This is a genomic window from Actinomyces glycerinitolerans, assembly GCF_900098745.1.
Classification (GTDB): domain Bacteria; phylum Actinomycetota; class Actinomycetes; order Actinomycetales; family Actinomycetaceae; genus Actinomyces; species Actinomyces glycerinitolerans.
The window spans coordinates 242,115-268,766 of the sequence record NZ_FQTT01000012.1 but is presented as its reverse complement, the minus strand read 5'-3'; the positions used below and the strand labels follow the sequence as shown (position 1 = coordinate 268,766).

17 protein-coding genes are annotated in these 26,652 nt (G+C 63.4%); 6 read left to right on the top strand and 11 right to left on the bottom strand.

From position 1 onward, the window contains the following. Positions 1-227: 227 nt before the first annotated feature. The 4 genes from ACGLYG10_RS11380 (at position 228) to ACGLYG10_RS16020 (ending at position 9,007) form a co-directional block, all read left to right on the top strand. Complete coding sequence (locus tag ACGLYG10_RS11380) at positions 228-1,676, top strand: serine/threonine-protein kinase (RefSeq protein WP_073331913.1); 1,449 nt, start codon at positions 228-230, stop codon at positions 1,674-1,676. 346 nt (positions 1,677-2,022) lie between these two features. Beyond that, positions 2,023-3,531 (top strand): hypothetical protein, encoded by a 1,509-nt coding sequence (locus ACGLYG10_RS16030; RefSeq protein ID WP_139240963.1) that lies wholly within the window; start codon positions 2,023-2,025, stop codon positions 3,529-3,531. A gap of 2,069 nt (positions 3,532-5,600) precedes the next feature. Continuing rightward, positions 5,601-7,283: a hypothetical protein gene (locus ACGLYG10_RS16025; RefSeq protein WP_139240962.1), complete on the top strand. Its 1,683-nt coding sequence runs from the start codon at positions 5,601-5,603 to the stop codon at positions 7,281-7,283. 302 nt (positions 7,284-7,585) lie between these two features. Then, complete coding sequence (locus tag ACGLYG10_RS16020) at positions 7,586-9,007, top strand: hypothetical protein (protein WP_139240961.1); 1,422 nt, start codon at positions 7,586-7,588, stop codon at positions 9,005-9,007. Between the two features lie 162 nt (positions 9,008-9,169). Here ACGLYG10_RS16020 and ACGLYG10_RS11375 read toward each other — a convergent pair whose 3' ends face one another. After that, on the bottom strand, positions 9,170-9,997 hold the full coding sequence (locus ACGLYG10_RS11375; protein ID WP_073331910.1) for an MBL fold metallo-hydrolase: 828 nt from the start codon (positions 9,995-9,997) through the stop codon (positions 9,170-9,172). A 211-nt stretch (positions 9,998-10,208) separates the two neighbouring features. On the opposite strand from ACGLYG10_RS11375, the gene ACGLYG10_RS11370 reads away from it, so the two are divergent. Continuing rightward, on the top strand, positions 10,209-11,876 hold the full coding sequence (locus ACGLYG10_RS11370; RefSeq protein WP_073331908.1) for a DUF349 domain-containing protein: 1,668 nt from the start codon (positions 10,209-10,211) through the stop codon (positions 11,874-11,876). Positions 11,877-11,986: 110 nt separating this feature from the next. Here ACGLYG10_RS11370 and ACGLYG10_RS11365 read toward each other — a convergent pair whose 3' ends face one another. The 4 genes from ACGLYG10_RS11365 to ACGLYG10_RS11350 form a co-directional block, all read right to left on the bottom strand. Then, a complete protein-coding gene (locus ACGLYG10_RS11365; protein ID WP_073331905.1) occupies positions 11,987-12,844 on the bottom strand; it encodes a TrmH family RNA methyltransferase in 858 nt (285 codons plus the stop codon). A gap of 594 nt (positions 12,845-13,438) precedes the next feature. Beyond that, positions 13,439-14,077 carry a hypothetical protein gene (locus ACGLYG10_RS11355; RefSeq protein WP_139240960.1) on the bottom strand — a complete coding sequence of 213 codons (639 nt, stop codon included), beginning with the start codon at positions 14,075-14,077 and terminating at the stop codon, positions 13,439-13,441. 110 nt (positions 14,078-14,187) lie between these two features. Next, positions 14,188-14,817 (bottom strand): hypothetical protein, encoded by a 630-nt coding sequence (locus ACGLYG10_RS16015; protein WP_139240959.1) that lies wholly within the window; start codon positions 14,815-14,817, stop codon positions 14,188-14,190. 14 nt (positions 14,818-14,831) lie between these two features. After that, positions 14,832-16,856, bottom strand: a complete 2,025-nt coding sequence (locus tag ACGLYG10_RS11350) for a DUF6571 family protein (protein ID WP_073331898.1) — start codon at positions 16,854-16,856, stop codon at positions 14,832-14,834. A 1,507-nt stretch (positions 16,857-18,363) separates the two neighbouring features. On the opposite strand from ACGLYG10_RS11350, the gene ACGLYG10_RS11345 reads away from it, so the two are divergent. Next, on the top strand, positions 18,364-18,987 hold the full coding sequence (locus tag ACGLYG10_RS11345) for a hypothetical protein (protein ID WP_073331896.1): 624 nt from the start codon (positions 18,364-18,366) through the stop codon (positions 18,985-18,987). A 2-nt stretch (positions 18,988-18,989) separates the two neighbouring features. Here ACGLYG10_RS11345 and ACGLYG10_RS11340 read toward each other — a convergent pair whose 3' ends face one another. From ACGLYG10_RS11340 to ruvB, 6 genes are all read right to left on the bottom strand, one after another. Further along, positions 18,990-21,353, bottom strand: coding sequence for a RelA/SpoT family protein (locus tag ACGLYG10_RS11340; protein WP_073331894.1), 2,364 nt, complete (start codon positions 21,351-21,353; stop codon positions 18,990-18,992). A gap of 49 nt (positions 21,354-21,402) precedes the next feature. Continuing rightward, positions 21,403-21,957 carry an adenine phosphoribosyltransferase gene (locus ACGLYG10_RS11335; protein WP_073331891.1) on the bottom strand — a complete coding sequence of 185 codons (555 nt, stop codon included), beginning with the start codon at positions 21,955-21,957 and terminating at the stop codon, positions 21,403-21,405. After that, the gene (gene secF, locus ACGLYG10_RS11330) at positions 21,954-23,057 is read right to left on the bottom strand and encodes a protein translocase subunit SecF (protein ID WP_073331888.1); all 1,104 of its coding nucleotides are present in this window, start codon (positions 23,055-23,057) and stop codon (positions 21,954-21,956) included. Before secF ends, ACGLYG10_RS11335 begins: the two co-directional genes overlap by 4 nt. Continuing rightward, the gene (secD, locus tag ACGLYG10_RS11325; protein WP_073331886.1) at positions 23,054-24,988 is read right to left on the bottom strand and encodes a protein translocase subunit SecD; all 1,935 of its coding nucleotides are present in this window, start codon (positions 24,986-24,988) and stop codon (positions 23,054-23,056) included. The genes secF and secD overlap by 4 nt, the downstream gene beginning before the upstream one ends. A 67-nt stretch (positions 24,989-25,055) precedes the next feature. Next, on the bottom strand, positions 25,056-25,469 hold the full coding sequence (locus ACGLYG10_RS11320) for a preprotein translocase subunit YajC (RefSeq protein ID WP_073331883.1): 414 nt from the start codon (positions 25,467-25,469) through the stop codon (positions 25,056-25,058). A gap of 167 nt (positions 25,470-25,636) precedes the next feature. Beyond that, the gene (ruvB, locus tag ACGLYG10_RS11315) at positions 25,637-26,644 is read right to left on the bottom strand and encodes a Holliday junction branch migration DNA helicase RuvB (RefSeq protein ID WP_073332150.1); all 1,008 of its coding nucleotides are present in this window, start codon (positions 26,642-26,644) and stop codon (positions 25,637-25,639) included. Between the last annotated feature and the right edge of the window lie 8 nt (positions 26,645-26,652).

Below are 26,652 nucleotides of genomic sequence, written 5' to 3'. Positions count from 1 at the left end.
ACCCCGGCACTCTGCCTGCCGCCCCGCCAGCACCCCATCCAGGCGGCGACGGCACCCGCGCCGCGGTCCCGTAAGCACACCAGAAACGGCGCCATCGCCCAACCGCACACCACACCGAACCTTAGTGTGCCACCCACCGTTGCCGTACCGAGACCGCAACACGCGCAATTGAGATACTTGCACCTGTAACATGCCTGCAAGCACGAACTCACCCCAACGAGGTTTCAATGACCACTTCGCCCATGTCAGCCTCACCAACTACACAGAGTTCTTCAGAGCCTTGGCTCCACCTCACCAAAGATACGACGGTCAATAACGGACGATATACAATCACTAGCGACGGCCCCATCCACATCTCCCCCGCCCATCGCCGCGCCGTCTATTATGCCATCGACAACCGTACCCAACCCCACACACAAGCGGCGATCAAACTATTGCCGCTCCATGACCCGAACTACCGCGATGAACTCGTAGGACTTCAACAAGGCGCCGATAGTCCATATATCGTCAATCTGCTGAACAACACTACTGACGACACATTGCACTGCCACTTGCTCGTCACCGAGCTAATCAATGGGCAAACACTTGGGGAATTACTTCAAGCCACCGACTCCGGGAGGTTGGAACCCGCACGTGCGATCCGCCTAACTCTGAATGTACTGAGCGCACTAGCGTGCCTCCATGGATCGAACAGCAGGACATCCCCTGTAATCCACCGCGACATCAAGCCTGCAAACATCATGGTAACCGGGCGAGGCACAGAGGAGCATGCCGTCCTGATCGACCTCGGGATCTCCGTCACCGAGCAGGCTGCACCATTCGCGCTTCCAGAGGGCTCGCTGCCATATACCTCCCCAGAACATAGCGTCCCCCACAAATTGACCCCTGCTTCCGATGTATTTTCAGTAGGCATCGTCCTATACGAATTGCTCACAGGCTCCTCCCCATTCGGCAGCGAGGGCGGAATGCAAAATCCGCTGCCGACCCCAGAACCTCTCCCCAAGGAAATCCTATACACCCTCGGAAACGCTGCGCCCCAGTTGCAAACAGTGCTACACAAGGCACTGTCACCTGACCCGGCTGATCGTTATCCTACGCCTCACCAGATGCAGGACGCCCTTCGCGAAGTACTTCGTGGATTCGATCCCTCTGCGACCACTTATATAAACGCCCCGACCGAGAGAATAGAGCACAGCACGGTCAGGTTTAACCCGGCCACAAACGCGGATGGGCGGCTCACTGCGTCGCCGGAGGCGGAACTGATCGCACATGACCTATACAACCAGATCGTCAACTCGCGCACAGTAGGGGAACGCGAGTTAGACGTAATGGCGTGGGTGCATTCTAAACGCGCTAGCACTGTCAGCGAGGAGTTCTCCAATACCGGCATCTTCAGCATCGCCAGTAAGGCCCATCTTGACAGCCCGATCGCTAAACATGTCGCGAGAATAGTAAACACCCAACTGGATAGCTTCACACTTACCGATCTTGAATCCGAAGAGATACGTGAGGCTGTGCGCCCATATACGCTCGCCGCACGCCTTGCGCAGCAGCTGGACGAAGACCGAACCATCGCCAGGTCCGAAGCTGAACGTCAGTTCCGGCGCCTCATTGCACCATCGGCACTGATTCTACTCGTTCTAGTATTCCTGGTCGTCCTCATAGTAGCGATCTGATCCTACGCAAACGAAACTAGTCAAGGAGCCCAACGTGCCAGCGAGCCAGACGCGGACACCCGATATCAAATGCGAACTATGCGACAGTCGCCGGAGTTGGTTACGGATCGACGTCTTTAGCGGAATCACCAAGAGCGTACGCATTTGGCAACAGCATCGAGGCCTCGGCTTCCAGCCCGATCAACCCCGATGCGAATCACGAGCACACGGCCCCACAGAACAACCCGATAAGGCATACGACGTCTGCTATTCGGGTCACATAACGCCCGTCGGCTCAGAGTCAAGCCTTAACAAGATATGCCTAATCGGGCCCGTTGGCTCAGGAAAGTCTCAGCTACTCTACGGAATGCTGAACCTCGTTCCGCCGCCATACGATACGGCCCCTCTACCAGGTGCCATACAGCGTCGCATCGTCAAAACACGCACCACCGTTCCCTACGGTGCGGTGATCCCCGTGCACCGAGAAGACATCCGTGCAACGGCCGCAGGAATTGAAAATAATCTGCGCGCAGGCCTCATACGTTTACTTGACGACGTCGGCATCACTCACATCGACTTCGTCGATAACGGTACTATCAGAACAAACGAGGCGACGAGCGTAGACGACGCCCTCGACATGTTGCTCGAGTCCGCAATTTTGAACACGCCGCCGTTCCTCGGGGCGCAAACACCTTCCAACATTGACGACATCGTCCAACAATGGGGCGGTAACCGCGCGCCGTTCATAAGCGAATTGGACGTCAAGCAGATAACGGCACATCAGTCTACCAGCACCACGCACAGGGTGGCGATCATCGACCTGCCCGGCGAAGCGACCAGCATTCTCGGCAGGCAAGTCCCGCGGGAAGACTCAGCATTCGGGTTCAAGGCCGACCGCGACCAGTTGGTGAGCTCCGCATCGTACCTAGCGGCAGTTGACCCGCTGGCATCGACGTGGTGCTTCAAAGCTGCTAGCGACTACAATCCTGCAATCCTTGAACTATCTCTGCGCACAGCCCAAGGCGGCAACGACACCGGGCGTATCAGCGACTCGCGTGTGACAACCCGCAACATGATATCGTCACTCATAACGCAGGAACACGATCGTGCCACGTCAATAACAGTCGCCGTCACGAAATGCGATGTCATTCGTGCACTATTGGCCTCTACGCCCGGCCCGATCCCTAATTCCCTGCTTGGACGTTGGGCGGCTCTGATCTCTAATAGCAGAGACCGAAAGGTTTTCCTCGACTCCGCCTCACTGCTTCTACGCTTACTTGCAAACCGGCACCAACGACAGCAGTACCGCAACACCTCATCGGACGCCCGCGCCGTACTTCGCGCGGTCGAAGCAGCAACGAACATAGACAGTAGCGCACGGGTAAGTGATGCTCTTCACGGCAACGCAGAAGTTGACCGCATCGCTTCGCAGATCCTTGCGCAGCTAGCAGATCCGGAGCACTTTTGGAACCTAGTAAGTACCGGGGATGCATTCAGCATTAGCATCCCCTGCGTCCGCGACACGGTCCGGTCGGCCCAACCACAAGTCGCAGAACTAATCGTCCCTTCATCCGACTCAGCCTGGCATCAAGGAATGGGCGAGGAACGGTTGCAGCTGACGGACGTCCTTACCACCGCAGTAGGCGGAGCGATCGTAGGGACCGTTGTTGGTGTACGTGCAATTGGAGCACTCGCCGAGAACCGGTTAACCGCGTTCGTACTTACTGCCGCATGGGAGAGGGTCGACGAGGACGGCGCAGAACAACGATTTGGCGAAGACGAGTCGTCCGGCTGCCTGCAGGCGTATCGGCACCTACTCGCTTCTCTTCTTCAGGGCCCGCCGCTGCGCGACACACGGCTGGAGGCGACATCATAGTGAAAGCATGGTATCTCCGAACAATGAGGGATGATCCAACGCGGGGGGTTGCCGGCTACCAGCTGGATCGTCAGTTGTCTTCGTCTAATGTGCCACCTGACGTGTCTTCAGCCCTCTCATCGATCCACCGAGAGCTCCCTCAGCTCACGTCGGACATCAGCACCGCCTCCACTCCGATTTCGCTGCTGACTTTTCTCTTTCATACTGGAACTCAGCGTTGGGCTGTATGTCTTGACGGATCTGGAGGCGACTATGGAGCTGCGGGAACGAACCAAGTAGCTCTCGCGCCGGTCGGCGTCGGACTTCCGGACGTCATTCGCTCCGTGCGCGAAGCCATGCGATCGTCATTTCCTTTCTTGACAGAGCACTCACTCGCCACTGGGTTAGTGACCGCTCAGCAAAGCAGCAAGACGGGAGCTCCGAAGATCGCGCACGCAGGCCAAGCGTTGCTTTTGACTATAGGCACGATACTCGCAATGGATGACGACCATCGTTACGTCAGTTTGGCATATGACTCCGGCGGCCCAGTATCAGCCCTTTTGCAACTGTCCTTAGTATTGCCGGAATCGTTGGCCAGAATGGCTCGTTGGTCCACCGGGTATCCATTTCCGAAGTCGAGGAGGTCACAACGCATCATCACATGCCCGTGGCCACGTGAGCTTCTCGAGCGGCACGGTGATGTCTACGATCGGGCGCTTGGAAGAGTCAGTTGGGCGCATGCTGTATCCGCCGACGCGATCCCCGGTCCGCTTCATTGGTATGTGGATGAGTTGGCGGCCGGGAGGCGTAACAGGGAGATCGACATTACACTCACACGTGGAGTCGACAGGTATCAGGCCCGTATTCCGTGGCAGGGCGTTATAGATCTTTGGGTCTCCGCAATCGCACAGTATATGCCGCTCTCCAATCAGGAGGTACGTGATGTTATCGCCTCTGCTTCGGGCAGCGGCGTGCGCGCCTCGAGCCACGATCCCGAGAACGTGCTCTCCCGGTGGGATGTCCGTGCGGCGCAACGCGCCCTTGACATCCAGCCGTCTCAGCAGGCGAAGCTCGACGCCATGAACGTGATGCTGCATCACGCAGACCAACGGGTATCTCAGTCGGCGCTCGCGCTTGCGCGAGGCGACATTTCTTCGCATCCTACGATGGTAAGCGCTCAGACAGTCGCCATGCTCCAAGGACTCGCGGCGCCGGCAGCGCTATGCGGCGCACCACTCGAAAGCAAGATCGGATTCGCCAACAAGGTTGTGGCCGAGGCTAAGCGTGCGCACCCTTCAGATCATTCGTGGGGCGGGGCGGCTGAGGAGTGGCTCGGGTCTCTCGGTGTAGGGGCTGATCAGTTGTCTGTGCCATTGCCGCTGACACCAAGCCGGGTTGTCGCCATGATCAGCGATAATGACGTACTGAACGACCCTGAAGCACTTGCTCCCTTTACTGAGTACGTTACCGTGCAGCGCATCGATCCCCCCGAGTCCATGGGACTCGCCGTGAGGATCGTAGAAGAAGTGCCAGACAGTCTAGTTCCGCTGCTACTGCTGCTCATGAGTCAGAGTCCCCGAGGACTTACCTGGCAGCGGCTCGTCTCCGCGATGCTTCCCCGCCCGCAGCAGGTGACCGAAACAGTGAAGTTCGTGGAACAAGTGGATCGGGGGCTTAGTAAGGTTGGTGACGGACTGATCAGTGCATCGGAGTCTAGCTCTGACGGTTCATCTCGGGTTACTCGGGCGCATGAGAACAACGCGTCAGTTGCTCTACGTTTCGCGCTTGTGGAGTACCTCATTGACAAACGGTATGTTCCTGAGCTAATCGGTGATCCTGTTCGTGAGTATCCCGCATACTCATCTCTCCCCGTTGTACTGCTAGCTTTCCAGCACCGCCGAGTACTGCCAGCGCCGCATGACTCGGGTCTTAACCACGCTGTTAGCGGGGCCGACTCTAGTTCTGGACGTAGCCCGTCCCGCCGGGCGAGTCGTTACCGCCGATGGCAGCGTTACGCCATCGTCTTGCAAATCTTGATCGCTGCCGTGCTTTGCCTGTTGCTCCTCCTCCGATGATCTACTGGTGTCAAGATGATGCAAACTTCAGCGAATATACCGGCACCCTCCGCACTGCAATCGGCAATCCGGGCGAAAGCCAGTCTTGACGCGTCGCCGGACTCCGGTTCATTAGCTGGAATTGCCAGAACTCTGTTGGGGTGCGCCGCCGAGGTACTTGCCGATGCCGAGCAGTGCGATGACAAGGCCGCGCAAGGTGCCTGTTGGGCTTTACTCGCAGATGGCTTGGATGCACTCGGGGAGCCTATGCGCGCATGGCACGCTAGGCAGCTTTCGTTCGCGTATTTCACTCAGCGGACTGAGGATCGGACAGCCGAACAGCGCAAGCTCTCAGATCGCGCATATGAGCTTCTTGTTGCCATTTCTGCTAAGTCGTCGGAGCGGACCGACGGTCCGACTCTTCTCAACGACGCGCGCGAGCTCGTGAGGCGGCTCGGAGAAGTGCAACCTTATGAAGCGAGCCAGCTCATTTCAAACGTTGCGCGGTCAAGCTCAACCCAGGTGGAGCCGTCAGTTAGCGACGGCGGCGAAATGCCGCTCCCGATAACCGAGTCCGTTCGGAGCCAGGGCAGTGAGCGCTCGGTTAACGATGAACATATTGACGTTGTTCGTCGTGACCCTAGCGTTCATGCCACGGATGTACACTCGGCACGTTCGGTACATTCGGCGCCGGCGCCGGCCGGGGCCGCAAAGGATGACGGCATAGCCGCGTACTCTGGCTCGACCTACGGTGAACGAGACAGGAAGATAGACGAGGCGATCTCGCGCATAGAGGAGACTATAGAGGAGACTCATGACAGTTTTGCTTATGACTCCCTCGTGGAGCTCCTCGAAGATGAGGCGTCTCCCGAGGGGAAGATTCGGTGCACCGCAGAGACCAGCTGGGACAATCTTCTCGGCGAATCCGTCGACCTTATACGCAGCGGTCGTTTCGACAACACGACTGGGAGCTTCAGACGTGCTTACAACATCCTCACAAGCTTAGACGACTCGGCGTTACCGGTACATGTGCTCCAGCACGCATGGCATAGGCGAAATCGAGTACGCGAGCTATTATTGGCCCACGTTCGCAAGAAGATTGATGCATTGCATGACTTCTTTTGGGAGGGAAACGAGGGCACCGGTTTTGGGTTTGTCGTCGCTTTTTTCCTTGTCGCATTAACCGCAGCCACCACTATTTCAATGCGGATTAGCCAACAACTATGGCCGGTGACCGACATATCACAAATGGGCGAGTATTGGTGGGGTTGGCGTTCGACCTGCGTATTTTCGGCACTCTTCGTTCTTGGTGCTGCAGCCGTGATGGAACTCGGAACGGTTTTTGACCATATGTGGAAAAGATGGGTAATCGGACAGGTTAAGACGGAGGCGGTAGTGTCCGATGTGGCCGCTTTCGACGCTCTTCTTCGCCGTATAACGCGGGCGCGATTCATCTATGTCGCAGGGCTGAACATCATGAACGCATCCGCTACTGTCGTTGCGTGCTGGTCTTTAGCGTCATGTCCCGTTTTTCCGCAAAGCGGCTGGGATGGCCGTTTGCATGCGCTCATTGTGGACATTGGATTCGGCGAGTACCCGGTGCGTTGGCTGTGCGCTGCGCAGTTCTTGGCGCTGTTCACCACGTTGATTTATATCGGCATGACTTCAGGTGTCCCAGATCCCCTCAAACCGCTTGCGTCGTTACCTGACAAGCCGTGAAGAATCCCCGCGTTCGTATACGGTTTTTCAGACAGGCATGTCTTGTTCGTTTGAGTCTGACTAGGGGATGGTGATGTCGGAACTGGCTGGTGGTTACCGAGTGACTCTAGGGCTTCACGCAAGCAGCGGTAGACAGTCGCTGGGGACATGCCGGCGGCGCAGGCGGCGGCGTGAAGTACGCCGGCAGTGGCATGACAGTGCAGTACGCGGAGTTCCCTACCGAGCTCGTTTTGCTCGGTCGAACACGCAGGCGCCGGAAGACTCGGCGTGCACGCGCCTAGCCGCACCACCCCAACGATCCCGTGCTCACCATCCTCATCGCCGATGACAAACGCTCAACACATGGAACCGACATGAACGACCTAAGAAGAGGTACGCCGATGCCCCCAATAAAGATCAACGCGAATGATGCGCTCATCAGGGCCATTGACATCCGACTGCGCCTCTGGCGATCAACAGATCCCGCCGGTAAAGAGAAAGCCGCGCACGAGCTGCTGAATGCCGGTTCGAAAGCCCTCACCCGGGCGGAGAGAACGGACGGCGACAATGCAGCGGCGGGTCTATGCTGGTTGCTGCTCGCAGACGGCTACACGGCTTTAGATGACGATTTGCGATCGGTGCGCTCACGGCGGCTCGGCACGGAGTACCTTTCACTGGTCGAGGGTTTGCTCGCAAGTGGACAGATGAAGTTATCTAGGCAAACGCGAGCAGCTATTGTCGCGTTCTTAGGTACCAACAAGAGGCTTGCAACAGACTTGACTCTTGTACGTGAAGTACTGAGATCCGAACAACGATATTCGAATTTGCAGTCGATGGCGCAGGCCATCATGGATTCTAAGACCACTGAGGAAATACACTGGCTACGATCCGTGGGTGAGATTGGTGACCTTATTAAGGATGCCGAGCGCAGCCTTCCGGATCTGCCTAAGCGGGGACTATATGTTCAGATACACAGGAGACTCACCGAGCTAGACCCATCCCAGCTAACCGAAAACACTCGGCCTGGCTTCCTCATCTGGCGCTCCGACTGCCAAACTCGCCTTAAGAAGGCAGTTGTCTCTCTTTATTCGTATGACATTAGACTGCGACTGCTACTTTTGTTTCTCTTACCACTGTTTTGCGCTGTGGTAGCTGGGGCGACACTTGGCATATTGATCGCGTCGGCGGCCTTACAGATAGCTGCAGAACGCGGGTACGGGAGCGGCTTCGCTAACGTCGTGTTTTTCCTCTGCTTGCTGACTGGCGCGCTAGTCCCGACAATTACGGTAATCTACGATTGCCGCTCGCTTTCCGAGAAGAATAAGCTCAACGTGGCCCCGTCCGTATTGATCAAGCTCCTACAATTCCTCGCGACTCGCCGTTTTCGCCGTTTAGACATGGACAGGCTCTTCGGTAGCGATCAGGAGCGCAGGAGACTGGCGATGCACCTGCGCAATAGGAGTTCGCTGTTGTTCCTTATCGAGCTCTCGGTGTGGGCGATCGGGTTGACCGTTTTCTGTCGAGTCTCCTGGTGGAGTACACAGCTATTTCATTCTTTGGGGTACTTTCTCGACGACCGGTCAGGTGTATGGTTCCACGATCACCTCACCGCTCTCGGTGTTCCAGATCAATTCGCGGCTTGGTTGCTGTTCGCCTGCACTGCTGCCTTTTTGATGTCTGTGGCATATAGGTCGCTACTGCGGTGGTGGACACCGACACTAATAACGGCATTAAGAGGCCATTGAGTTTAGGGGTTTTGTGGTCGGCTGTTGTCTGAGGGCTACGGCATGGACGGCGCCGCGGGCGGCAGTCGTTGGCGAGGTTTCTACACCCCAGAACAATGCCGGGCAGGTGTTCTATGCGTCTGATCTCGCGGTGTCTTGCGCCGTGCCCGCCCCGACCGGTGCTCACGCACCGGTCTCGCCGCCCCGGACCTTGGCCTCGGCCAGGTAGGGGTTGGCGTGGTGCTCATGCGCCATGGTCGTCGCGGCGCCGTGGCCGGGCAGCAGCACCGTGGCCGGATCGACGGCGCTGGCCAGCAGCCTCAGCGTCGCCCACATCTGATACTGGTCCCCGCCCGGCAAATCGGTGCGCCCCACACTGCCCTTGAAGATCACGTCCCCGGACAGCGCCACCAGGTAGTCCTCCTCAGGGATACTCGCCGGATCGTCCAGTACCTCCGCCTCGAACAAAAGCTGGTTGTCGCCCAGGCGCGCGTTGAAGAAGAACACCGTGGAGCCCTCCGAATGGCCTGGCGCGGGCACCGCCTGCAAGGCCACTCCCGATACCAGCTCGACGGCGGCACCGAAGCCGGCCTGCGGGAAGGGACGCACATCTGCGGGGCGCAGCCACTCCGTCCCGGTCAAGTCGGCGAAAGTCCGGCCATCCACACTGATGCCAGTGGTGCCGTCCGGGTCATCCAGGCGGTACAGATCCGGCTGCGGGATATACACCGGCACACGCGTCGGGTCCTCCGGCGCGCCGGCCAAACCGGTGGTTACGCGCCCCTCGGTCACCGCGGTGTCAATCAGTCGCTGGGTATCCCACACGTGGTCGGCGTGGCCGTGGGTGAGCAGGATGGCACCCAGGGTCAGGTTGTACGAACGCAGCAGAGCCATCGCACCGCGAGCGGCACCCGCACCAGGGTCCACAACCAGGGCGGACCCACCCGGCTCAGCGGCCAGGACGTAGCAGTTTGATCCGAAGACTGCGGCAAGAGTGCGCTCGATGAGCATGACGGCATGCTAGCCGACCCCTCCCCGGCCATTTGTCCGCTCCTGGATGATTCACGCGTCTCCGCGACGGTTTCGCCGTGCCCTGCCGACGGGTAGGCTCGGGTCTAACTGCCGCCTTCCGGCGGCGTGTCGTCGTCCGGCCGTGTGCCGGACGTGAACGGAACGGAGCGGGACCGCTCGCTCCACCCCGTCAGATCCGTGAAGGAGCGCAATGACCGAGCAGACACAGCCCCAGGCCGAGTCCACCACACCCGAGGTGGAGCCCGCGGCCGCCGCCGGGCAGGCTGCTACCCCAATCACGCCGACGGCGCCCGCCGCCGACGAGCAGGCCACCACCACCGACGCCCCCCAGCCCGCACAGTCCTCCGCCGCATCGACGTCGGCGCCGGCGGAGGCCTCGGCGGAGCCGTCAGCCCAGAGCGCGACCGAGGCCGCCCCTCAGGAGGACGCGGCGCCGCAGCCGGCACAGCCCGATGCGTCCTCTTCGCAAGCGGGCGCCTCCGAGTCGGCGGGCACCGCCTCAGCGGCCGAGACCCAGCCCGCAGCGGACGGCGAGCGGGCCGACAACCCGCCTGCGGACGGTCGGCAGACAGCCGAACCGGCCGCACCGACCGAGCCGGAGATCGACCCCGAGGCCGCCATGGATGCCGCCAAGTGGGGCCGGGTCGACGGCGAGGGGCGCGTCTATGTGCAGGACGGCGGCTCCGAACGCGAAGTCGGCCAGTTCCCCGGCGTTCCGATCGCCGAGGCGATGGCCTACTACGTGCGCCGTTACCTGGACCTGAACTCCAACGTCGGCCTGTTCGCGGCCCGGCTGCCGCACCTGTCGGTACGGGAGATCGACTCCACCATCAAGAACCTGGAGGAGTCCCTCAAGGAGCCGGCCGCCGTCGGCGACCTGGAGGCGCTGCGGGCCCGGTTCGCGGCCCTGAAGTCGGTGGCCGTGGAGCGTCGGCAGGCGGTTGCCGCCGAGCGTGCCGCCGCCAAGGAGCAGGCGCTGAAGGACCGCACCGCGATCGTGGAGCGCGCCGAGGCCGTGGCTGCTCAGGACCCGGCCCGCACCCAGTGGAAGTCCTCCGGTGCGGAGCTGCGCACCCTGCTGGAGCAGTGGAAGGAGGCACAGCGCCGCGGCCCGCGTCTGGACCGCCCCTCCGAGGACGCCCTGTGGAAGCGCTTCAGCCACGCCCGCACCACCTTCGACCGTCACCGCCGTCAGTACTTCAGTGAACTGGACGCCAAGCAGGCCAAGGTGAAGGCGGCCAAGGAGGCGCTGATCAAGCGGGCCGAGGAACTGTCGCATTCGACGGACTGGGCCGGCACGTCTGCCCGCTACCGCGAGCTCATGGACGAGTGGAAGAAGGCCGGTCGCGCCTCCCGCAAGGAGGACGACGCCCTGTGGGAGCGGTTCCACGCCGCCCAGCAGGTCTTCTACGACGCCCGCCGGGCCAAGGATGAGGCCACCGACGCCGAATACGCCGGCAACCTCAAGGTCAAGGAGGAACTCGCTGCCAAGGCGGAGGCGCTGCTCCCGATCAAGAATCCCAAGGCCGCCCGCAAGGCGCTGCGCCCCATCCAGGAGGCGTGGGACGAGGCCGGTCGGGTACCCCGCAACGCGGTGCGTCGGCTAGAGGCCCGCATGCGCGCCGTCGAGGATGCGCTGCGCCGGGCCGAGCAGGCCGAATGGCGCCGCACCGACCCGGAGACCCAGGCCCGCGCCCAGGGACTGGCCAGCCAACTGGAGGACTCCATCGCCGAGCTGGAGGCCGACCTGGCCGCCGCGAAGGAGTCCGGTGACACCAAGGCGCAAGCGCAGGCGGAGGCGGCGCTAACCGCACGGCGAGCCTGGCTCGATCAGGTGCGCCGCACCACGCGCGCCTGATCCGCACGGAACCTTCGGCCACGACGACGGCGGGCCCCACCCCTCACGCAAGGGTGGGGCCCGCCGTCGCGCTGTGGGCCGCGCATCGCGGGGCTGCGGCTCGGTGCCGGCTACTGGGCAGCCGGGGCCAGGTTGCGCCAGGCGCGGCGGTGCAGCAGCACGCCGGCGGCAACGGATACGTTCAGCGACTCCACCGCCGGGTTCATCGGGATGCTCACCGTCGCCTGCGCCAGTGCCCGCGCCTGCGGCGTCAGCCCGGTGGTCTCGGCCCCCAGGATCAGGGCCAGTCGTCCCTCCCAGGCCGACAGCCGGTCCAGGGAGCCCGTCGCCCCGGCGTCGAGCGCGGCCAGGTGCCCGCCGGCACGGGTGAAGTCGGTGGCCAGCGCCTGCACCTGAGGCCAGTACATAAGCGCCACCGGCAGGGAGAAGACATAGCCGCGGCTGGCACGGATCAGTCGGCGGTCCGCAATGGAGGCCAGCCCGGAGTCCACCAACACGATCCCGGCGGCCCCGAAGGCGTAGGCACTGCGGGCGATCGCCCCGATGTTGCCGACGATCCGCACCCCGTCGAGGATCAGCAGGTCGCTGGAGGCCTGCAGTAGGTCCTCGGGCTGCACCGGTGCGGGTACGCGGGCAACACCGAAGATCTCCGGTCGCTTGTCGGAGCGGAACAGGTCCGTGGCCAGCGCCGCCGCCATGACGGTGACGGGGACGCGCCTGCGCGCACACTCGTCCAGTAGCTCACGGGGCGGGCGGGTCGAGTCGAGCACGTACACGTCGGAGAAACGCAGCCCGGCACGCAGGGCGTTCAGCAGAGGCTCATAGTCCTCCACCAGCACGGACTTGCTGGGACGCCCGGAGACCTTGGCCAGGTCGGCGATCCGCTGGGCAGCGGGCGCCGCCCGATCCACCATGACCTCTCCCTCGGGGACGTCCCCGTCTCCGCCCTCGGCCGCCTTCCCGGTCATCTTTACGTCCTCCCTGCGTGGCCAACTTCGTGCGCGGTGAGTCTAGCCGGTCAGTCATCCTTGAGCTTCATCGCACAGGCGGCGCCTGGGAAATCGGCACTGCGCGGTCTCGGTGTTCTCGGAGTAATCATCCCCTTAAGTACTCCTACGAGCACCACGGAGTGTACCAGTAGCCCTCCGTGTCGGTCCGCATAGGAGTCATAGTCGGGGTGCTCAGACTCGACATACGACCGGACACCACTTCAGCCGCCGTGGACCGAGGTCTCCTTCTCCGCCTGCCCGGATTCAAACCACTCCGCCCGCTCCACACCCATCCTGTCCGGCTCATACCAGCACACCGGATGCACCGCGGCGGTCACCGACAGCGACCACGCCGTAGCGCCACCACCAGAACCAGCCGAGCCATCCGGCGCCGCCGACGTGAACTCCGCATACACCGCTATATCAACCGAACCATCCCCACCCTGCACCACCGAACCAGAAGACGAACCCGAACCTTTGGAACGTGGTCATTAGCGGATGCGGCCGAGGCGAGAGCCGACAAACACATCACTGCCACCAATGCGGCAGAAACAACACGACGGTTCTTCGATTTCATGGGCCTACCGTGCATTCATTTGTAGACAGTGTCGCTTCGTTTGAAGTCACCCAACCTGAACCCTCGTTGACCATGGATATAAGCACCTCGTATCGCCCCTGAAGTGCAGCCGGATCAGTGTTCTCTTGCCCTGAAGCGTCATACGACGTAAGGTCGGACTGGTCGTCACACACAATAACTTGGGCCTCGGTGGGACTCATAGCGAACACCTCCGTGACCGATATGCGGACCACGCCTCCCACAGTTTCACCCTTGACATCTTCGTAATTTCCGTATACGTATTGGTATTCTTCAGCAGTGGTGAGTGGTTCGGCGTTTTCTACGCCGGTGCCGGTGAACCAGATGTTCCAGGTGACCTGGTCGTAGTTGACGAAGGCCTTCAGGATCTCGGTCTGCTGCTTATCCAGGTCCTCAGGGATAGAGGTAACCACGTAGCGGTCGGTGGACATCGACTCCGCCGTCACCACACCCGCAGCCTCAGCAGACGCCTCAGCAGCGGCGGCGGACTCCGAGGCCTCCGCCGACGCTGCAGCCTCCGGATCATAGGTGGGGATATTCAGGGGGTTGTCATCCGACTCCGATGAGCACGCCACCAGCGGCCCACACGCCAACAGCAATATGAGCAGACCCGTCAACGAACGGCGTAAACGACCCCGTAACGCAGCAGCTAGATGTCTCATATTTACGATCTCTTTAACAGTAGACAGACCAGCGACAGGCAATACAACACAAGCGCCCGGGCCACTCACGGCGTCCAGTACGGATCAGGCGTAGGCGACGGCGTAGACGTAAACCCAACATCATCCAAAAGCACCGCACCGTGCCTAACCACAAGCTCCTCAAGGATGTGAGCCTGAGTCGCAGCAATAGCATCATCATTGGTTCGAGTGGTGGAGAAGATCACGGCAGCAGTTCCCTCGAACCAGCCGGCGAAGGCGTCCCCTCCCTGAATCCAGCACACCACAGTCGCATCCCCAACCGACCGAACACGAGCCCCAGGCCTCGCAGACACAGTATCCACCACCGACACACCTATATCCTTATAGTTGACGAGCACATCATCTGCATCCCGAGCCGCCTGAATGTAGAGACCTCGCTCATGAGCGCCATTGACTCCACAGGTCCAATAAGATTCGATCATTTGCTCGTCGAGACCATATACGTTCGTTGCCTCGTCTAAAAGTGGGACAACATCCTCTTCGCTGAGCACCAAACAATATGGTTCGCTGGGACGCGGAGGAGGAATCTGCTGGTACCCCCACCAAGCCAAACGCCCCACCAGCACCAACACCACAATCATCAAAGAAACCACAAAAGGCGCACCCATACGATTAGCCAACACCCACAGGCGATCGGAAAGCTTTAACGACATCATTCAATTTCCCTGATCTACTCGTCGACCTTGCCATGACCCTTCTCGACACCCACGTCGAACTGGATCTCCAAATCAGACGAGGGGACGTCGGGGCTCTCCATCCAGTGGTTGAACTGCTTCCTGTAAGTGGAGTCGGATAGCAACATGGTCATATCGATCTGATGGTCGTCGTCCATCCAGTCGTAGAGATCGCCGAGATCCTTCTGGTTATAGTCGATGTAAGCGGAGTCGGGCAGTCGTCCCGCGTTCGAGATCTGCGCCATGGCCCCCTGGAAGGCCTCCTGCTGGGCGGCCTCGGACAGGTCCTCGGTATCCTCTACCTGTGTCAGGTCGAACTGGCTCATCTGCTCGGTCAATCCCGGGGTTGCAGCAGTGACCGCAACCGACGCGGCCTGGGCGCCCGGATGCGGCACTACCGACAAACCCGCGCCGAAGGCACCCAGAATAGTCGAGGCGGTAAGCTCATTTGCATGCGCCTCACTTTCACCATGAGCAGTCAGTGCATTGACGGCTGACTGCTCAATGAACCCCAGGAGTGCCCCGTCATTCCTGCTGGCGGTCTTTAACGCCTCGTCCATCCCCGATCCGTCACCCAAAGTGGCGTCGGGGTACTCGTCGAGGATGGCCTGGTTGCGAGCCGTGGAGTAGCGGCCGACCGCGTTCGACAGGATCGACAGCGAACTCTCCTCCATACCGACCAAGCGGGTCAGTGCGCGGATGTCTGACTCGTGGTTGTCGGGCAGCGCGGCGGGCCGCGTCGCATCCCCAACAAACACCGCACCTGAAGAGTCCACATTGCCGTTGATGACGTCCTCAATTTCCGCCATGGAGTTGCCAAGAATAATGGCGGTGTTGTCCCTACCCGTCTGGGTGAATGCTTCCTCATCTAGACCGCTGAGGTAAGTCATCGCCTCTCCGGTCGCCCACGCGGCGCGCTCGTCCGTCGAATCATCAGACGGCATGCGCTGTGCAGAGGCCCCTGCCATCGCGGTCGTCAAGGCCTCGTTGCCCTTGTCAGGGTCCCAGGTGCGGTTGGTAAGCAACTCCCAGCGGTCCACCGAGGCCTGGCTGGGAACCCAATGACCTGAGCCGTCGACCGATCCCCCATCCTCGGGTGCCAGGTATCCCAGCGCGGCCTCGGTGTTGGTGCCCATCGCGGTCAGCACGCCCTGAAGCGGGTCCAGGCTTTCGCGCGTGTACACGCGACCGTATTCGTCAACCTTGTTGGCGGGCATGGGATAGGTCGGCCGGGTTCCGTCATACGGCAGCTCCTCCATCCGATCCGCCAAATCAACCAAGAAACCCGTGTCGTAGTACAGACCATCAACCGACAACAACGCATTCATCGCCGCGGTGCGGCCCTTGTGACCGTCCTCGGTCACCGCCGTCTCCAACGCGGCCGCAAGTCGAGGACCCGTGACATCATGGTAGGAAGCCGCCGCCAGGACATGCCCCATCGTATTCACAACCGAGTCGGTCGCCTCCTCATCCTCGGCCTTCGGATGAGCATACTGAGAGGTGCCGCTACTCGCAGTAGAGTAAGTGTTATCCGCCTGCACCTGCTGGACCATGTCCAGGAAAGTATCTACTCCCACGGTGTTTACGAAGGCAGCACCGTAGATGTCAATATCCTGCTCCTTCGACATGGCCTCGGCGATTTCCTCGACGGTGCGGCCGTCTTCCGCGGTCCCGTCCTTACTGGCCAGTGCCTGCTTCAGTGACGTGGCATCAGCCTTAGCGTCTGCAACCGACTGGCTATTGTAAGTCTTGACGTTCTCCGGGGTGTCCTCCACCCCATCAGGCAGGTAGTAACAAACGGTGCCGTCGGTGGAGCCGAAGGTGATGCCGGAGTCGTTCATGGCGATCGCCTCATCCAGACGGGTCTGCAGATCATCGATGATTTGCTGGAGACCGCCCAGCAACCCCGACATACTCGCTGACGTGCCACCCAGGGTAGCCAGGCCAGCGGTGATGGGTGTGGCCGTGTACGCCGCCGCGTAAGGAACGCTGCCAGAGAGCATGTCCTCGACACCCTCCACCGGCTCCTCATCCTAGCTATTACTGAGGTTGTACAACTCAGAACGCTCAACCTCGGCATTATCGGTCCAGGACTGCAGAGCATCAATGAAACCCTGCACCCCCTCAGCGTCCATACTCACATACGCCACTGCCATCCACTCCCATTAACAGCTACAAGGTCAACACACCATCGTCACCAGGCGAACTCACACGCCCTATCAACCCGCAAAGGCCATACCCCATTGCCGCCGTAACACACGCCGACCGGATACTACAGCCACTTAGAGTCCGCCTCGTCACTACCCTTGGGAACCCTGTCCTCCTCACCCCAGTATGCGCTCGAGACCATCTGATAGATGTCATCAGCGAGATCACGAGTCGCGGTGACAGTCAAATCAATACTGGTGCCAATATCATCGGCCAGCGGTGAAGACCACACCTTGCCCAACTGCCCGCTAGGTCCTGTTGTGTAAGTGCTTGGGTGGCGGTGCGCGGTTGGGTGTCTGTGTGCGCGGCCGTCGAACCTGTCAGTTGGACCCCTGTTCCCCCGTTGGACCCCTGTTCCCCCGTTGGACCCCTGTTCCCCCGTTGGACCCCTGTTCCCCCGTTGGACCGCCGTAGCCGCCGGTTACAGTGGTCCAACGGGGCGTGGGCGGTCCAACCGGGGCGGTACAAGACCCACTCGCCCCCTTCGACTGTCGGCAACCAGGCCCCCGACACCGCGGGAACGCCCTACGCGCCTGACTGCGCACACCAATCCTCGCTAAGCACACAACCGGCCCGCCCACAGGCACCCACGTCGACAACCCGGCTCCGGGACGACGCTCCCAACAGCGCGAGCGTGCTCACGAAGGCGACTCCGCGTCCCCCACGGGCACACGCAGCCCACTCAAACTCGGGCCCCACAGCCACCAGACACGACCAACTCACCATCCGCCACCAGACCACCACCCACATCGCCAGCACCGCCCCACCACCACAAACGACTTACACAACACGACCTAAACGCGCTCAAACCGCCCGCGGCGCCATAGGAAGAAGACGGTATGCCACCCGCGGCCACGACGGCGCCCACAACCAACGCCGAAGCCAGAACCTGCGGATCATTCGCAAGACCCTCCCGCACGGTCCCCGCCCGGCCCATGACCTCCTCAATCGCCTGCTTCTTCAGGTTCTCCGCCAGATCTGACGAACCGTCGTCGTCATCGCCGTCAGCGCTTGCGTCTGCGTAGGAGTTGTATGACATGACTAGCTCAGGGCCCCTTCCCCCGGGCAGGACCCGGGTAACCAAACACAGCCACACTCCACACGCCACCAGTGCGCTGTACGGAACATGACCGACTCCAAAAAGTTTCCACACCGCCATAACTCGGCAAAGCGTCCGTAGACCGATCTGTTCCCGCGCCGGCTGGGACAATGCTCGTGCTGTCGCGAGCGACCGTGCCGGCGACCCTGGCTGTAGCGAGGTTTTCCACAGGCAGCCGTCGGGCACTGGTGCCGGCGCCCGCGCCCAGGAAGGATGAGGCCATGCCCACGGCCCCTTCCACTCCCCCGGCTCCGTCGTCGTCGCCGGAGCCGCTGGTCGACTTCGCCCCGGGGGCCCGGACCCGCACGGTTCCCGCCCGGGCGGTGCTGGCGCGCCTGCTGCACGGCCCCGTCGAGCCGATTATGGATGTCCTGCCCATGCAGGAGTTGGCGCTGCTGCGCTGCCACGGTCTGGATGAGCGGGTGTTGGTGGACGTGTACGGGCAAGCGGTGCCGGCGGACCTGCTCGGCAACCCGGCCGCCCGCGCCGCCGCACTCGCGCCGCGGCTACCGGCCAACCGGGTGGTGGCCGGGCGCACCGCCCTGTGGGTGCACACCGGCGGGCAGGTACCCGCAGGACCAGAACTTGTGCGCAACGCGCCCCCAGCCGACGTCGTCACCCTGGAAGGGGTGATCTGTCTACGGCTCCCCCGGACGGTCGTCGACCTGGCGCGCACTGCGCCACCCGCGGTGGCCGTCGATGCGGTGCTGCGTGCCCGCCGCGCCGGGCTGACCCGCCGCGACCTGGAGCCGGCGCTGCTGGCCCGCCGCGGCGGCGGCATGCGGGGCCTGCGGCGAGCCCGCCGACTGATCGACGAACTGTACGCGCCGATTGTGCCGGACTGAGTTCAGGCGTCGGCCTGAGCCGGGCGCTCGTGCTGGTGCCGATTGGTGGAGGAAGTCAGCCGCCGCGCCTCGAACACGCCGTCGATGCGCCGCAGGGAGGCCAAGGTGTGGTCGAGGTGGCTGGCCTCCGCCAGCTCGACCACGAACCGGCCCACCACCACCCGGTCCCGGGAAGTGCTCACGTTGGCACTGATCATGTTGACGTGATTGTCGGCCAGGACGCGGGTGATGTCCGCCAGCAGGCCGCCACGGTCCAGGGACTCCACCTCCAGCTGCACCAGGTAGGCGCTCTGGGCGTGCTCGGCCCAGTGGACCTTGAGCAGGCGCTCGGGCTGCTGCCGCAGCTGCTCAACGTTCTGGCAGTCGGCGCGGTGTACCGACAGACCGGAGCCGCGGGTGACGAAACCAACGATCTCATCCCCGGGCATGGGGGTGCAGCACCGCGCCAGTTTGACGAGCATGTCGCCCTCGTTCATGCCCTCGACGACGACGCCGGGGTCACCGGCGGAGAGGGCCCGCTTCCCGGTGGGTGCCGCCCGGGTGGGCAGCACCCCCTCCGCCAGGGTCTCCTCCGCGCCGGCCTCCCCACCGACAGACGCGACCAACGTGTCGACGACGTGCTGGGCGGAGATATGCCCCTCGCCCACCGCCGCATACAGGCCGTCGATGTCCTGCTTGTTGAGCGTCTCGGCGACGTTCATCAGCGAGTCGTGGCTCATGAGCCGCTGGATGGGCAGATCCTTCTTGCGCATGGCGCGGGCGATGGCGTTCTTGCCGTCCTCGATCGCCTCTTCGCGCCGCTCCTTGGAGAACCAAGACTTGATCTTGTTGCGGGCGCGGGTGGAGCCCACGAAGTTCAGCCAGTCGCGGCTGGGGCCGGCGCCCTGCGCCTTGGAGGTGAAGACCTCCACCGTGTCGCCGTTCTCCAGCTTGGTGTCCAGCGGCACCAGTCGACCGTTGACGCGGGCGCCGACGGTGCGGTGCCCCACCTCGGTGTGCACGGCATAGGCGAAGTCAACGGGCGTCGACTCACTCGGCAGTGCCAGCACGTCCCCCTTGGGGGTGAACACGTACACCTGCCCGCCGGACATTTCATAACGCAGGGAGTCCAGGAACTCGGCGGGGTCCTGAGTCTCCTTCTGCCAGTCGACCAGTTGCCGCAGCCAGCCGAGTTCACCGGCGTCGGAATCACCGGGGGCACCCCCCAGGGGACTGGGGCCGGTGGCGTTGGGATCCTCCTTGTACTTCCAGTGCGCCGCCACCCCGTACTCGGCCATGCGGTGCATCTCGTGGGTGCGGATCTGAATCTCTACCGGCTTGCGGCCCGGACCGATCACAGTGGTGTGCAGCGACTGGTAGAGATTGAACTTGGGGACGGCGATATAGTCCTTGAACCGGCCGGACATGGGGGTCCAACGCGAGTGCAGCGCGCCGAGCACCGCATAGCAGTCCTGGACGGTATCGACGATTACGCGCACCGCCACCAGGTCGTAGATGTCGTCGAAGTCCTTCCCGCGCACGATCATCTTCTGGTAGATCGAGTAATAGTGCTTGGGCCGGCCGGTGACGATGCCCTTGATCTTGTTGACCCGCAGGTCCTCCTCGATCTGCAGGCGCACCTGCCGCAGGTACTCCTCGCGGGCGGGAGCACGCTCGGCCACCAGCCGCTCGATCTCGTCATACACGCCGGGGTACAGGGCCTTGAACGAGCGGTCCTCCAGCTCCCACTTAATGGTGTTCATCCCCAACCGGTGGGCCAGGGGCGCATAAATCTCCAGGGTCTCCTTGGCCTTGCGGGCGGCGGTCTCCTCCGGCACGTACTTCCAGGTGCGGGCGTTGTGCAGCCGGTCGCCCAGCTTGATCACCAGCACCCGGATGTCCTTGGACATGGCCACGATCATTTTGCGCACGGTCTCCGCCTGAGCGGCGTCCCCGTACTGGACCTTGTCCAGTTTGGTGACGCCGTCCACGAGCAGCGCGATCTCGTCACCGAAGTCGGCGCGCAGCCGCTCCAGGGTGTAGTCCGTGTCCTCCACCGTGTCATGCAGCAGTGCCGCGGCGAGAGTCTGCGGGGTCATGCCCAGTTCGGCCAGGATGGTGGCCACGGCCACCGGGTGGGTGATGTACGGCTCCCCGGACTTGCGCACCTGCCCGGCGTGCGCCTTCTCCGCAACCCGGTAGGCGCGCACGATCAGGCTGGTGTCCGCCTTCGGGTGGTTGGCGCGCAGCGCCCGCATGAGTGGCTCAATGGCCGGTGGGGTGGAGTGGCCGCGCGCCCCGAACCAGGCCAGGCGACTGCGCACACGCGACCCCGGCACCACCGTCTCATCGGCGGTGCCGGTCCCATTGCGCGTGTCCGTCGTCATACCCGGATCATAGCCGGGTCAGCGGTGTTTTATGCCGCCCGGCGCCAGGTCAGGCGGATTCGAAGACGACGACGGAGTCGATGTCCCGGCCGGCGAGCTTCTCGCGTCCACCCAGCCCGGCCAGCTCCAGCAGCATGCAGATCGACTCGACCTTCGCACCGGCCTGCTCGAGCAGGTCGATCGATGCGGCCGCGGTACCCCCGGTTGCCAGCACGTCGTCGATCACGAGGACGCGTGAGCCCTCCTCCACGGTCTCGGGCCGCAGCTCCATGCGGGCGGTGCCGTACTCGAGCTCGTAGTCCACACCCAGCACCGGGCCGGGCAGCTTGCCGGCCTTGCGCACGATCACCATGCCGATGCCCAGGTGCACGGCCAGTGGAGCGGCCAGGATGAAGCCGCGCGACTCCAGTCCGGCGACGGCGTCGATATGGCCCCGGTAATGAGCCGCCAGGCCATCGATCAGGTTGGCGAAGGCCTCCCCGTTGGACAGTAGCGGAGTGATGTCGCGGAACAGCACGCCGGGCTCGGGGAAGTCCGGGATCTCCCGGAGGTTATCCAGGACAAGCTGCGTGAGTTCCTTCGGGAGGGCGGGTGAGATGGTCATGACCGCTTCTTCTTCCTCTTGGGCTGGGCGGAGATTCCGAGATGGTGTCCGGGGATGACGGGGGAGGCTGCGGGCGTGGCGGCAATGGCGGCCAGTGCCTCCGGGTCGTCTCCGGCGGCGGCCAGGCGCTCCCCGCGGGCGCGGGCGACCCGGGCCGCCTGCTCCTTGACGGCCGGCTCGCGGCTGCGCAGGTCCACCAGCAGCGGCGTGGCCAGGAACAGCGAGGAGATGGTGCCGGCGATCATGCCGATGAACAGGGTCAGGGCGATGTCGCGCAGGGTGCCGGCGCCCAGGATGAACGCGCCCACCACCAGCAGGGAGGCCACCGGCAGCACGCCGACCACGGAGGTGTTGATGGAGCGGATCAACGACTGGTTGACCGCCAGGTTGGCCAATTCACCATAGGTGGAGCGGGTCTGGGTCTCGAAGCCGTCGGTGTTCTCCCGGACCTTGTCGAAGACGACCACCGTGTCATACAGGGAGTAGCCGAGGATGGTCAGCACACCGATGATCGTTGCCGGAGTGACCTCGAAGCCACTGGCGGCATACACGCCCACGGTGATCAGGATGTCGTGGCACAGGGCCAGTAGCGCGGCCACCGCCATCTTCCAGGTACGGAAGTATGCCCAGATGAGGGCTCCTACCAGCGCGAAGAAGATGACCAGTCCGCGGATGCCCTTATTGGTCACGTCCGCCGACCAGGTGGGGCCGATGGTGGTGGCGGACACGTCGGCGTCGGTGACGTCATACGCCTCCGCGAGGGCGGTGGACAGTCCGGTCAGCTCGGTGTTGCTCAGTTCGTTGGTCTGCACCCGCACGGACGAGGAGCCCACGGTGGTCACCGACGCACCGGAGGACAGCCCCTGCTCGGCCAGCACATCATTGGCTGGGCCCACGTCGGGCTCGGCCAGCGCGGTGATGGTGACTTCCGAGCCGCCGCGGAAGTCGATGCCGGGGGTCAGCCCGACGGTGGCCAGCAGCACGATGGACGCCGCCACCACGACGCCGGCGATCGCATACCACAGGCGGCGCCTGCCGATGAAGGGGAAGGAGGTGGTGCCGGAATAGAGCTCGTTACCGAGCTGGGCGAGGGACTTCATGCCTGCTCATCATCCTTTCCGCTCGCGTCTTCGGCTTCGACGGCGTCGGCCTGCTCTCTGGCACGGCGCGCCTCAGCCCGACGGCGGGCCAGGGAGCCGCCCGCGCCGACCGCACTCGCTGCCGCCCCACCCCGGTAGACGGCGCCAGAGCGGGCGCCCAGGTGCTCAGGGTCCAGTCCGGACCAGCGGTGCCCCTCCCCGAAGAAGCGGAACCGCAGGATCCACACCAGCATGGGGTGGGTGAACAGAATGATGACCGCCAGGTCGACGACGGTGGTCACCCCGAGGGTGAAGGCGAATCCCTGCACGCCGCCGACCGCCAGGAAGTACAGCACCACGGCGGCCAGCAGGTTCACCGAGTCGGACACGATGATCGTGCGGCGGGCGTGTCGCCAGCCCTCGTCCACGGCCACCACCAGCGTGCGCCCATTGCGCACCTCGTCGCGCACGCGTTCGAAGTAGACGATGAAGGAGTCCATGGTGATGCCGATGGCGATGATCAGTCCGGCCACGCCCGCCAGTGACAGGCGGTAGCCCATCAGCCAGCTCAGCAGGGCGATCACCAGGTAGGTGCCGGCGGCGGCCATCAGCAGTGAGGCGACTGCCACCACCCCCAGGCCCCGGTACTGCCAGGCCAGGTACACCACGATCAGGGCGAAGCCGATCAGCCCCGCGATCAGTCCGTTGCGCAGCTGCTCGGTTCCCAGGGTGGCGGAGATGTGCTGCTCGGACTGCACGGTGAAGGACAGCGGCAAGGAGCCGAAGGACAACTGGTTGGCCAGGGTGTTCGCCTCGGACTGGGTGAAGTCGCCGGAGATCTGCACGCGACCGTCGGTGATTGCGGTGGTGACGGTGTCGTTGAAGCCGGAGGCCATGATCGTCAGCCCGTCGAGCACGATGGCGAACTCGGCCTTCTGGGAATCGGTGGAGGTGGCGTCGGAGGCGGCGGCGGCCGCATCGCGGTAGGCGATTAGTCGCCTTGAAACCTCGGCGAACAGGTCGCTGCCCTCGGAGTCGAATTCCAGGTTGACCACCCAGTTGTTGGTGGTGGTGCCCTGGCTCGTGGTCTCCAGACCGGAGGAGGCCGCTGCGATGTTGGTGCCGGCGATCTCCGCCGGGCCAAGGATGTAGATGGTGCCGCTGCCGTTCCGGGCGCAGGAGATGACCGCGGCGTCAGGGTCCTGGGCCTCGCCGGACAGGGCGTCCTCGGAGGTGCAGTCGGTCATGTAGGCGTCGTAGATCAGCTGTTCGGAGATCCAGGCGTCCGAGGAGTTGTCGTCGCTGGTGGACTCCAGCGGATCGGAGGAGATGGTGCCGTCGCCGTTGACGTCCGCCAGGCTGGTGGCCATCTCCTCGGCGGTTACCGGGGCAAGCGTGGCGTCAGCGGAAGCTGCATCCCCGTCAGTCTCTGTACCCTCTTCTGTGCCGTCTGTACCTGTACCCGATTCCACGCCCGTTTCCGTGGCGCCGTCGGTCGCGGCCGCGGAGGCAACGGAGTCGGCGTACTCGTTCTGCATGTCTGCATAAGCCGCTGCGTTCATCTGCAGGATTCGGATCACCGGGCGGAAGTACAGCACCGCGGAGGTGCGTACCAGGTCCAGCGTGTCCTCGCTGGGCGTGCCGGGCAGGGAGACCATGATGTTGTTGCCGCCCTGGCGGGAAATCTGTGCCTCGGAGACGCCGGTGGCGTCCACGCGCTGGCGGATGATCTCAATGGCCTGTTCGATGTCCTCGTCGGTGATCTCCGAGCCGTCGGAGGTGGTGGGTGTGAGGATGATCTGGGTGCCGCCCTCCAGGTCCAGGGCCAGCCCCGGAGTCATCTGGGTGCGCCCGGTGGCCGTACCGACCGCCAGGGCCACGTAGCCCAGCACAATAACCAGGAGCGCCACCAGCAGGCGCCGGCCCGGATGCTTGAGTTTTTTGGTGGACACTTGGGTCCTCTCCTCGGGAAGGGCGGTCGGTGCCTCCGCCGTCGTGGGGCGTTGGCGCGTGTTGGTCTCAGGCCTGGGGCTGTGTCTCGGCCGGCTCCTCGGGGGACTCGTCCGCGGCGCCTGCGTCTTCGCCGTGCGCAGCATCCGGGTTCGCGGGGACAACGGTGTCAGATGCCTCCTCGGCAACCGCATCCTCATCCTCCGCGGACGCGAAGGGCGGCTCCTCGGCACCGACGATCGCGCTCTTGTTCCACAGTGACTCGTCCCCCAGTGGGGTGGCCAGAGTGACAACGTCGCCATCGATCTCGACAACGGTGCCGTAGAAACCGGCGCGGGTCCGCACCCAGGTTCCGGGAACGAGTGCTTCCTCGGTGCGCCGGTTCTGCTCGTCCACCATTCGCTGCTGCTGCTTGCGGGCGAATCTGGACATGAGCCAGAAGGCCAGCAGCATGATGATCAGCATTAGCAGCATGGGGTCCATCGTGATGACTCCGTTCGTGAGGAATCCCGTCGTCGCCTCGGCGTCGGGCGTGTGCGAGTCTAGGCCACCGGGGGCGGTGCCTGCCCGGACGTTAGGGGTGCGCCGGTGTGACACGCGCCCCTTATCCGTGCCTACGCGGGGCCTTTAGGTGCCCATTCAAGTGGTGTTTAGGTGAATAGGGCGCCGTCTTCGGGCGGGCGCAGGCCCAGGTGCGTGTAGGCGGCGGGCGTGGCCATGCGGCCGCGCGGAGTGCGCACGAGCAGCCCCTCGCGGAACAGGTAGGGCTCGGCAACCGTCTCGATCGTCTCCGGCTCCTCCCCCACGCTCACGGCCAGCGTGGCCAGCCCCACGGGCACGCCCGCGAAGCGAGTACACAGGGTCTCCAGCACCGAGCGGTCCAGCCGGTCCAGGCCCAGCTCGTCGACCTCGAACACCTCTAGCGCCCCGCGGGTGGCGTCCAAGTCCAGCTGTCCGGGCGTGCCGTGCACCTGCGCCCAGTCCTGCACGCGGCGCAGTAGCCGGTTGGCGATGCGGGGGGTGCCGCGGGAGCGGCGGGCGAGCTCACCGGCGGCATCGGCGTCAATGCTCACTCCCAACAGGCCGGCGGAGCGGGTGACGATGCGGGTCAGGTCGCCCGGCCCGTAGTAGTCGAGGTGGCCGGTGAAACCGAAGCGGTCGCGCAGCGGGGCGGGCAGCAGGCCGGCGCGGGTGGTGGCACCGACAACGGTAAACGGCGGCAGGGTCAGTGGGATGGAGGTCGCTCCCGGCCCCTTGCCGACCACCACGTCGACCCGGTAGTCCTCCATCGCCAGATAGAGCATCTCCTCGGCGGTGCGGGCGAGCCGGTGGATCTCGTCGATGAACAGCACATCCCCCTCCTCCAGGGAGGACAGGATGGCGGCGAGGTCTCCGGCATGTTGGATGGCGGGGCCGGAGGTGATGCGCAGGGCGCCATCCACCTCGTTGGCGATGATCATCGCCAGGGTGGTCTTGCCCAGGCCGGGCGGGCCGGACAGCAGCACGTGGTCGGGTACGGCGCCGCGGGCCAGGGCGGCGCGCAGCACCACGGAGAGCTGGCCGCGCACCACCTGCTGGCCGACGAAGTCCTCCAGGCGCTTGGGGCGCAGGGCGGCCTCGGCGGCGCGTTCGGCGTCGTCGGCGCCGCCACCGACCATGCGGCCGC

Bases quoted from the DNA above. Each gene is read 5' to 3' on its own strand.
- ACGLYG10_RS11335 (WP_073331891.1), bottom strand. From the start codon at position 21,957: ATGACCATCTCACCCGCCCTCCCGAAGGAACTCACGCAGCTTGTCCTG.
- ACGLYG10_RS11370 (WP_073331908.1), top strand. From the start codon at position 10,209: ATGACCGAGCAGACACAGCCCCAGGCCGAGTCCACCACACCCGAGGTG.
- ACGLYG10_RS16025 (WP_139240962.1), top strand. From the start codon at position 5,601: ATGATGCAAACTTCAGCGAATATACCGGCACCCTCCGCACTGCAATCG.
- ACGLYG10_RS11340 (WP_073331894.1), bottom strand. From the start codon at position 21,353: ATGACGACGGACACGCGCAATGGGACCGGCACCGCCGATGAGACGGTG.
- ACGLYG10_RS11320 (WP_073331883.1), bottom strand. From the start codon at position 25,469: ATGGACCCCATGCTGCTAATGCTGATCATCATGCTGCTGGCCTTCTGG.
- ACGLYG10_RS16030 (WP_139240963.1), top strand. From the start codon at position 2,023: ATGCTGAACCTCGTTCCGCCGCCATACGATACGGCCCCTCTACCAGGT.
- ACGLYG10_RS16015 (WP_139240959.1), bottom strand. From the start codon at position 14,817: ATGATGTCGTTAAAGCTTTCCGATCGCCTGTGGGTGTTGGCTAATCGT.
- ACGLYG10_RS11345 (WP_073331896.1), top strand. From the start codon at position 18,364: ATGCCCACGGCCCCTTCCACTCCCCCGGCTCCGTCGTCGTCGCCGGAG.
- secF (WP_073331888.1), bottom strand. From the start codon at position 23,057: ATGAAGTCCCTCGCCCAGCTCGGTAACGAGCTCTATTCCGGCACCACC.
- ACGLYG10_RS11365 (WP_073331905.1), bottom strand. From the start codon at position 12,844: ATGACCGGGAAGGCGGCCGAGGGCGGAGACGGGGACGTCCCCGAGGGA.
- ACGLYG10_RS11380 (WP_073331913.1), top strand. From the start codon at position 228: ATGACCACTTCGCCCATGTCAGCCTCACCAACTACACAGAGTTCTTCA.
- ruvB (WP_073332150.1), bottom strand. From the start codon at position 26,644: ATGGTCGGTGGCGGCGCCGACGACGCCGAACGCGCCGCCGAGGCCGCC.
- ACGLYG10_RS11375 (WP_073331910.1), bottom strand. From the start codon at position 9,997: ATGCTCATCGAGCGCACTCTTGCCGCAGTCTTCGGATCAAACTGCTAC.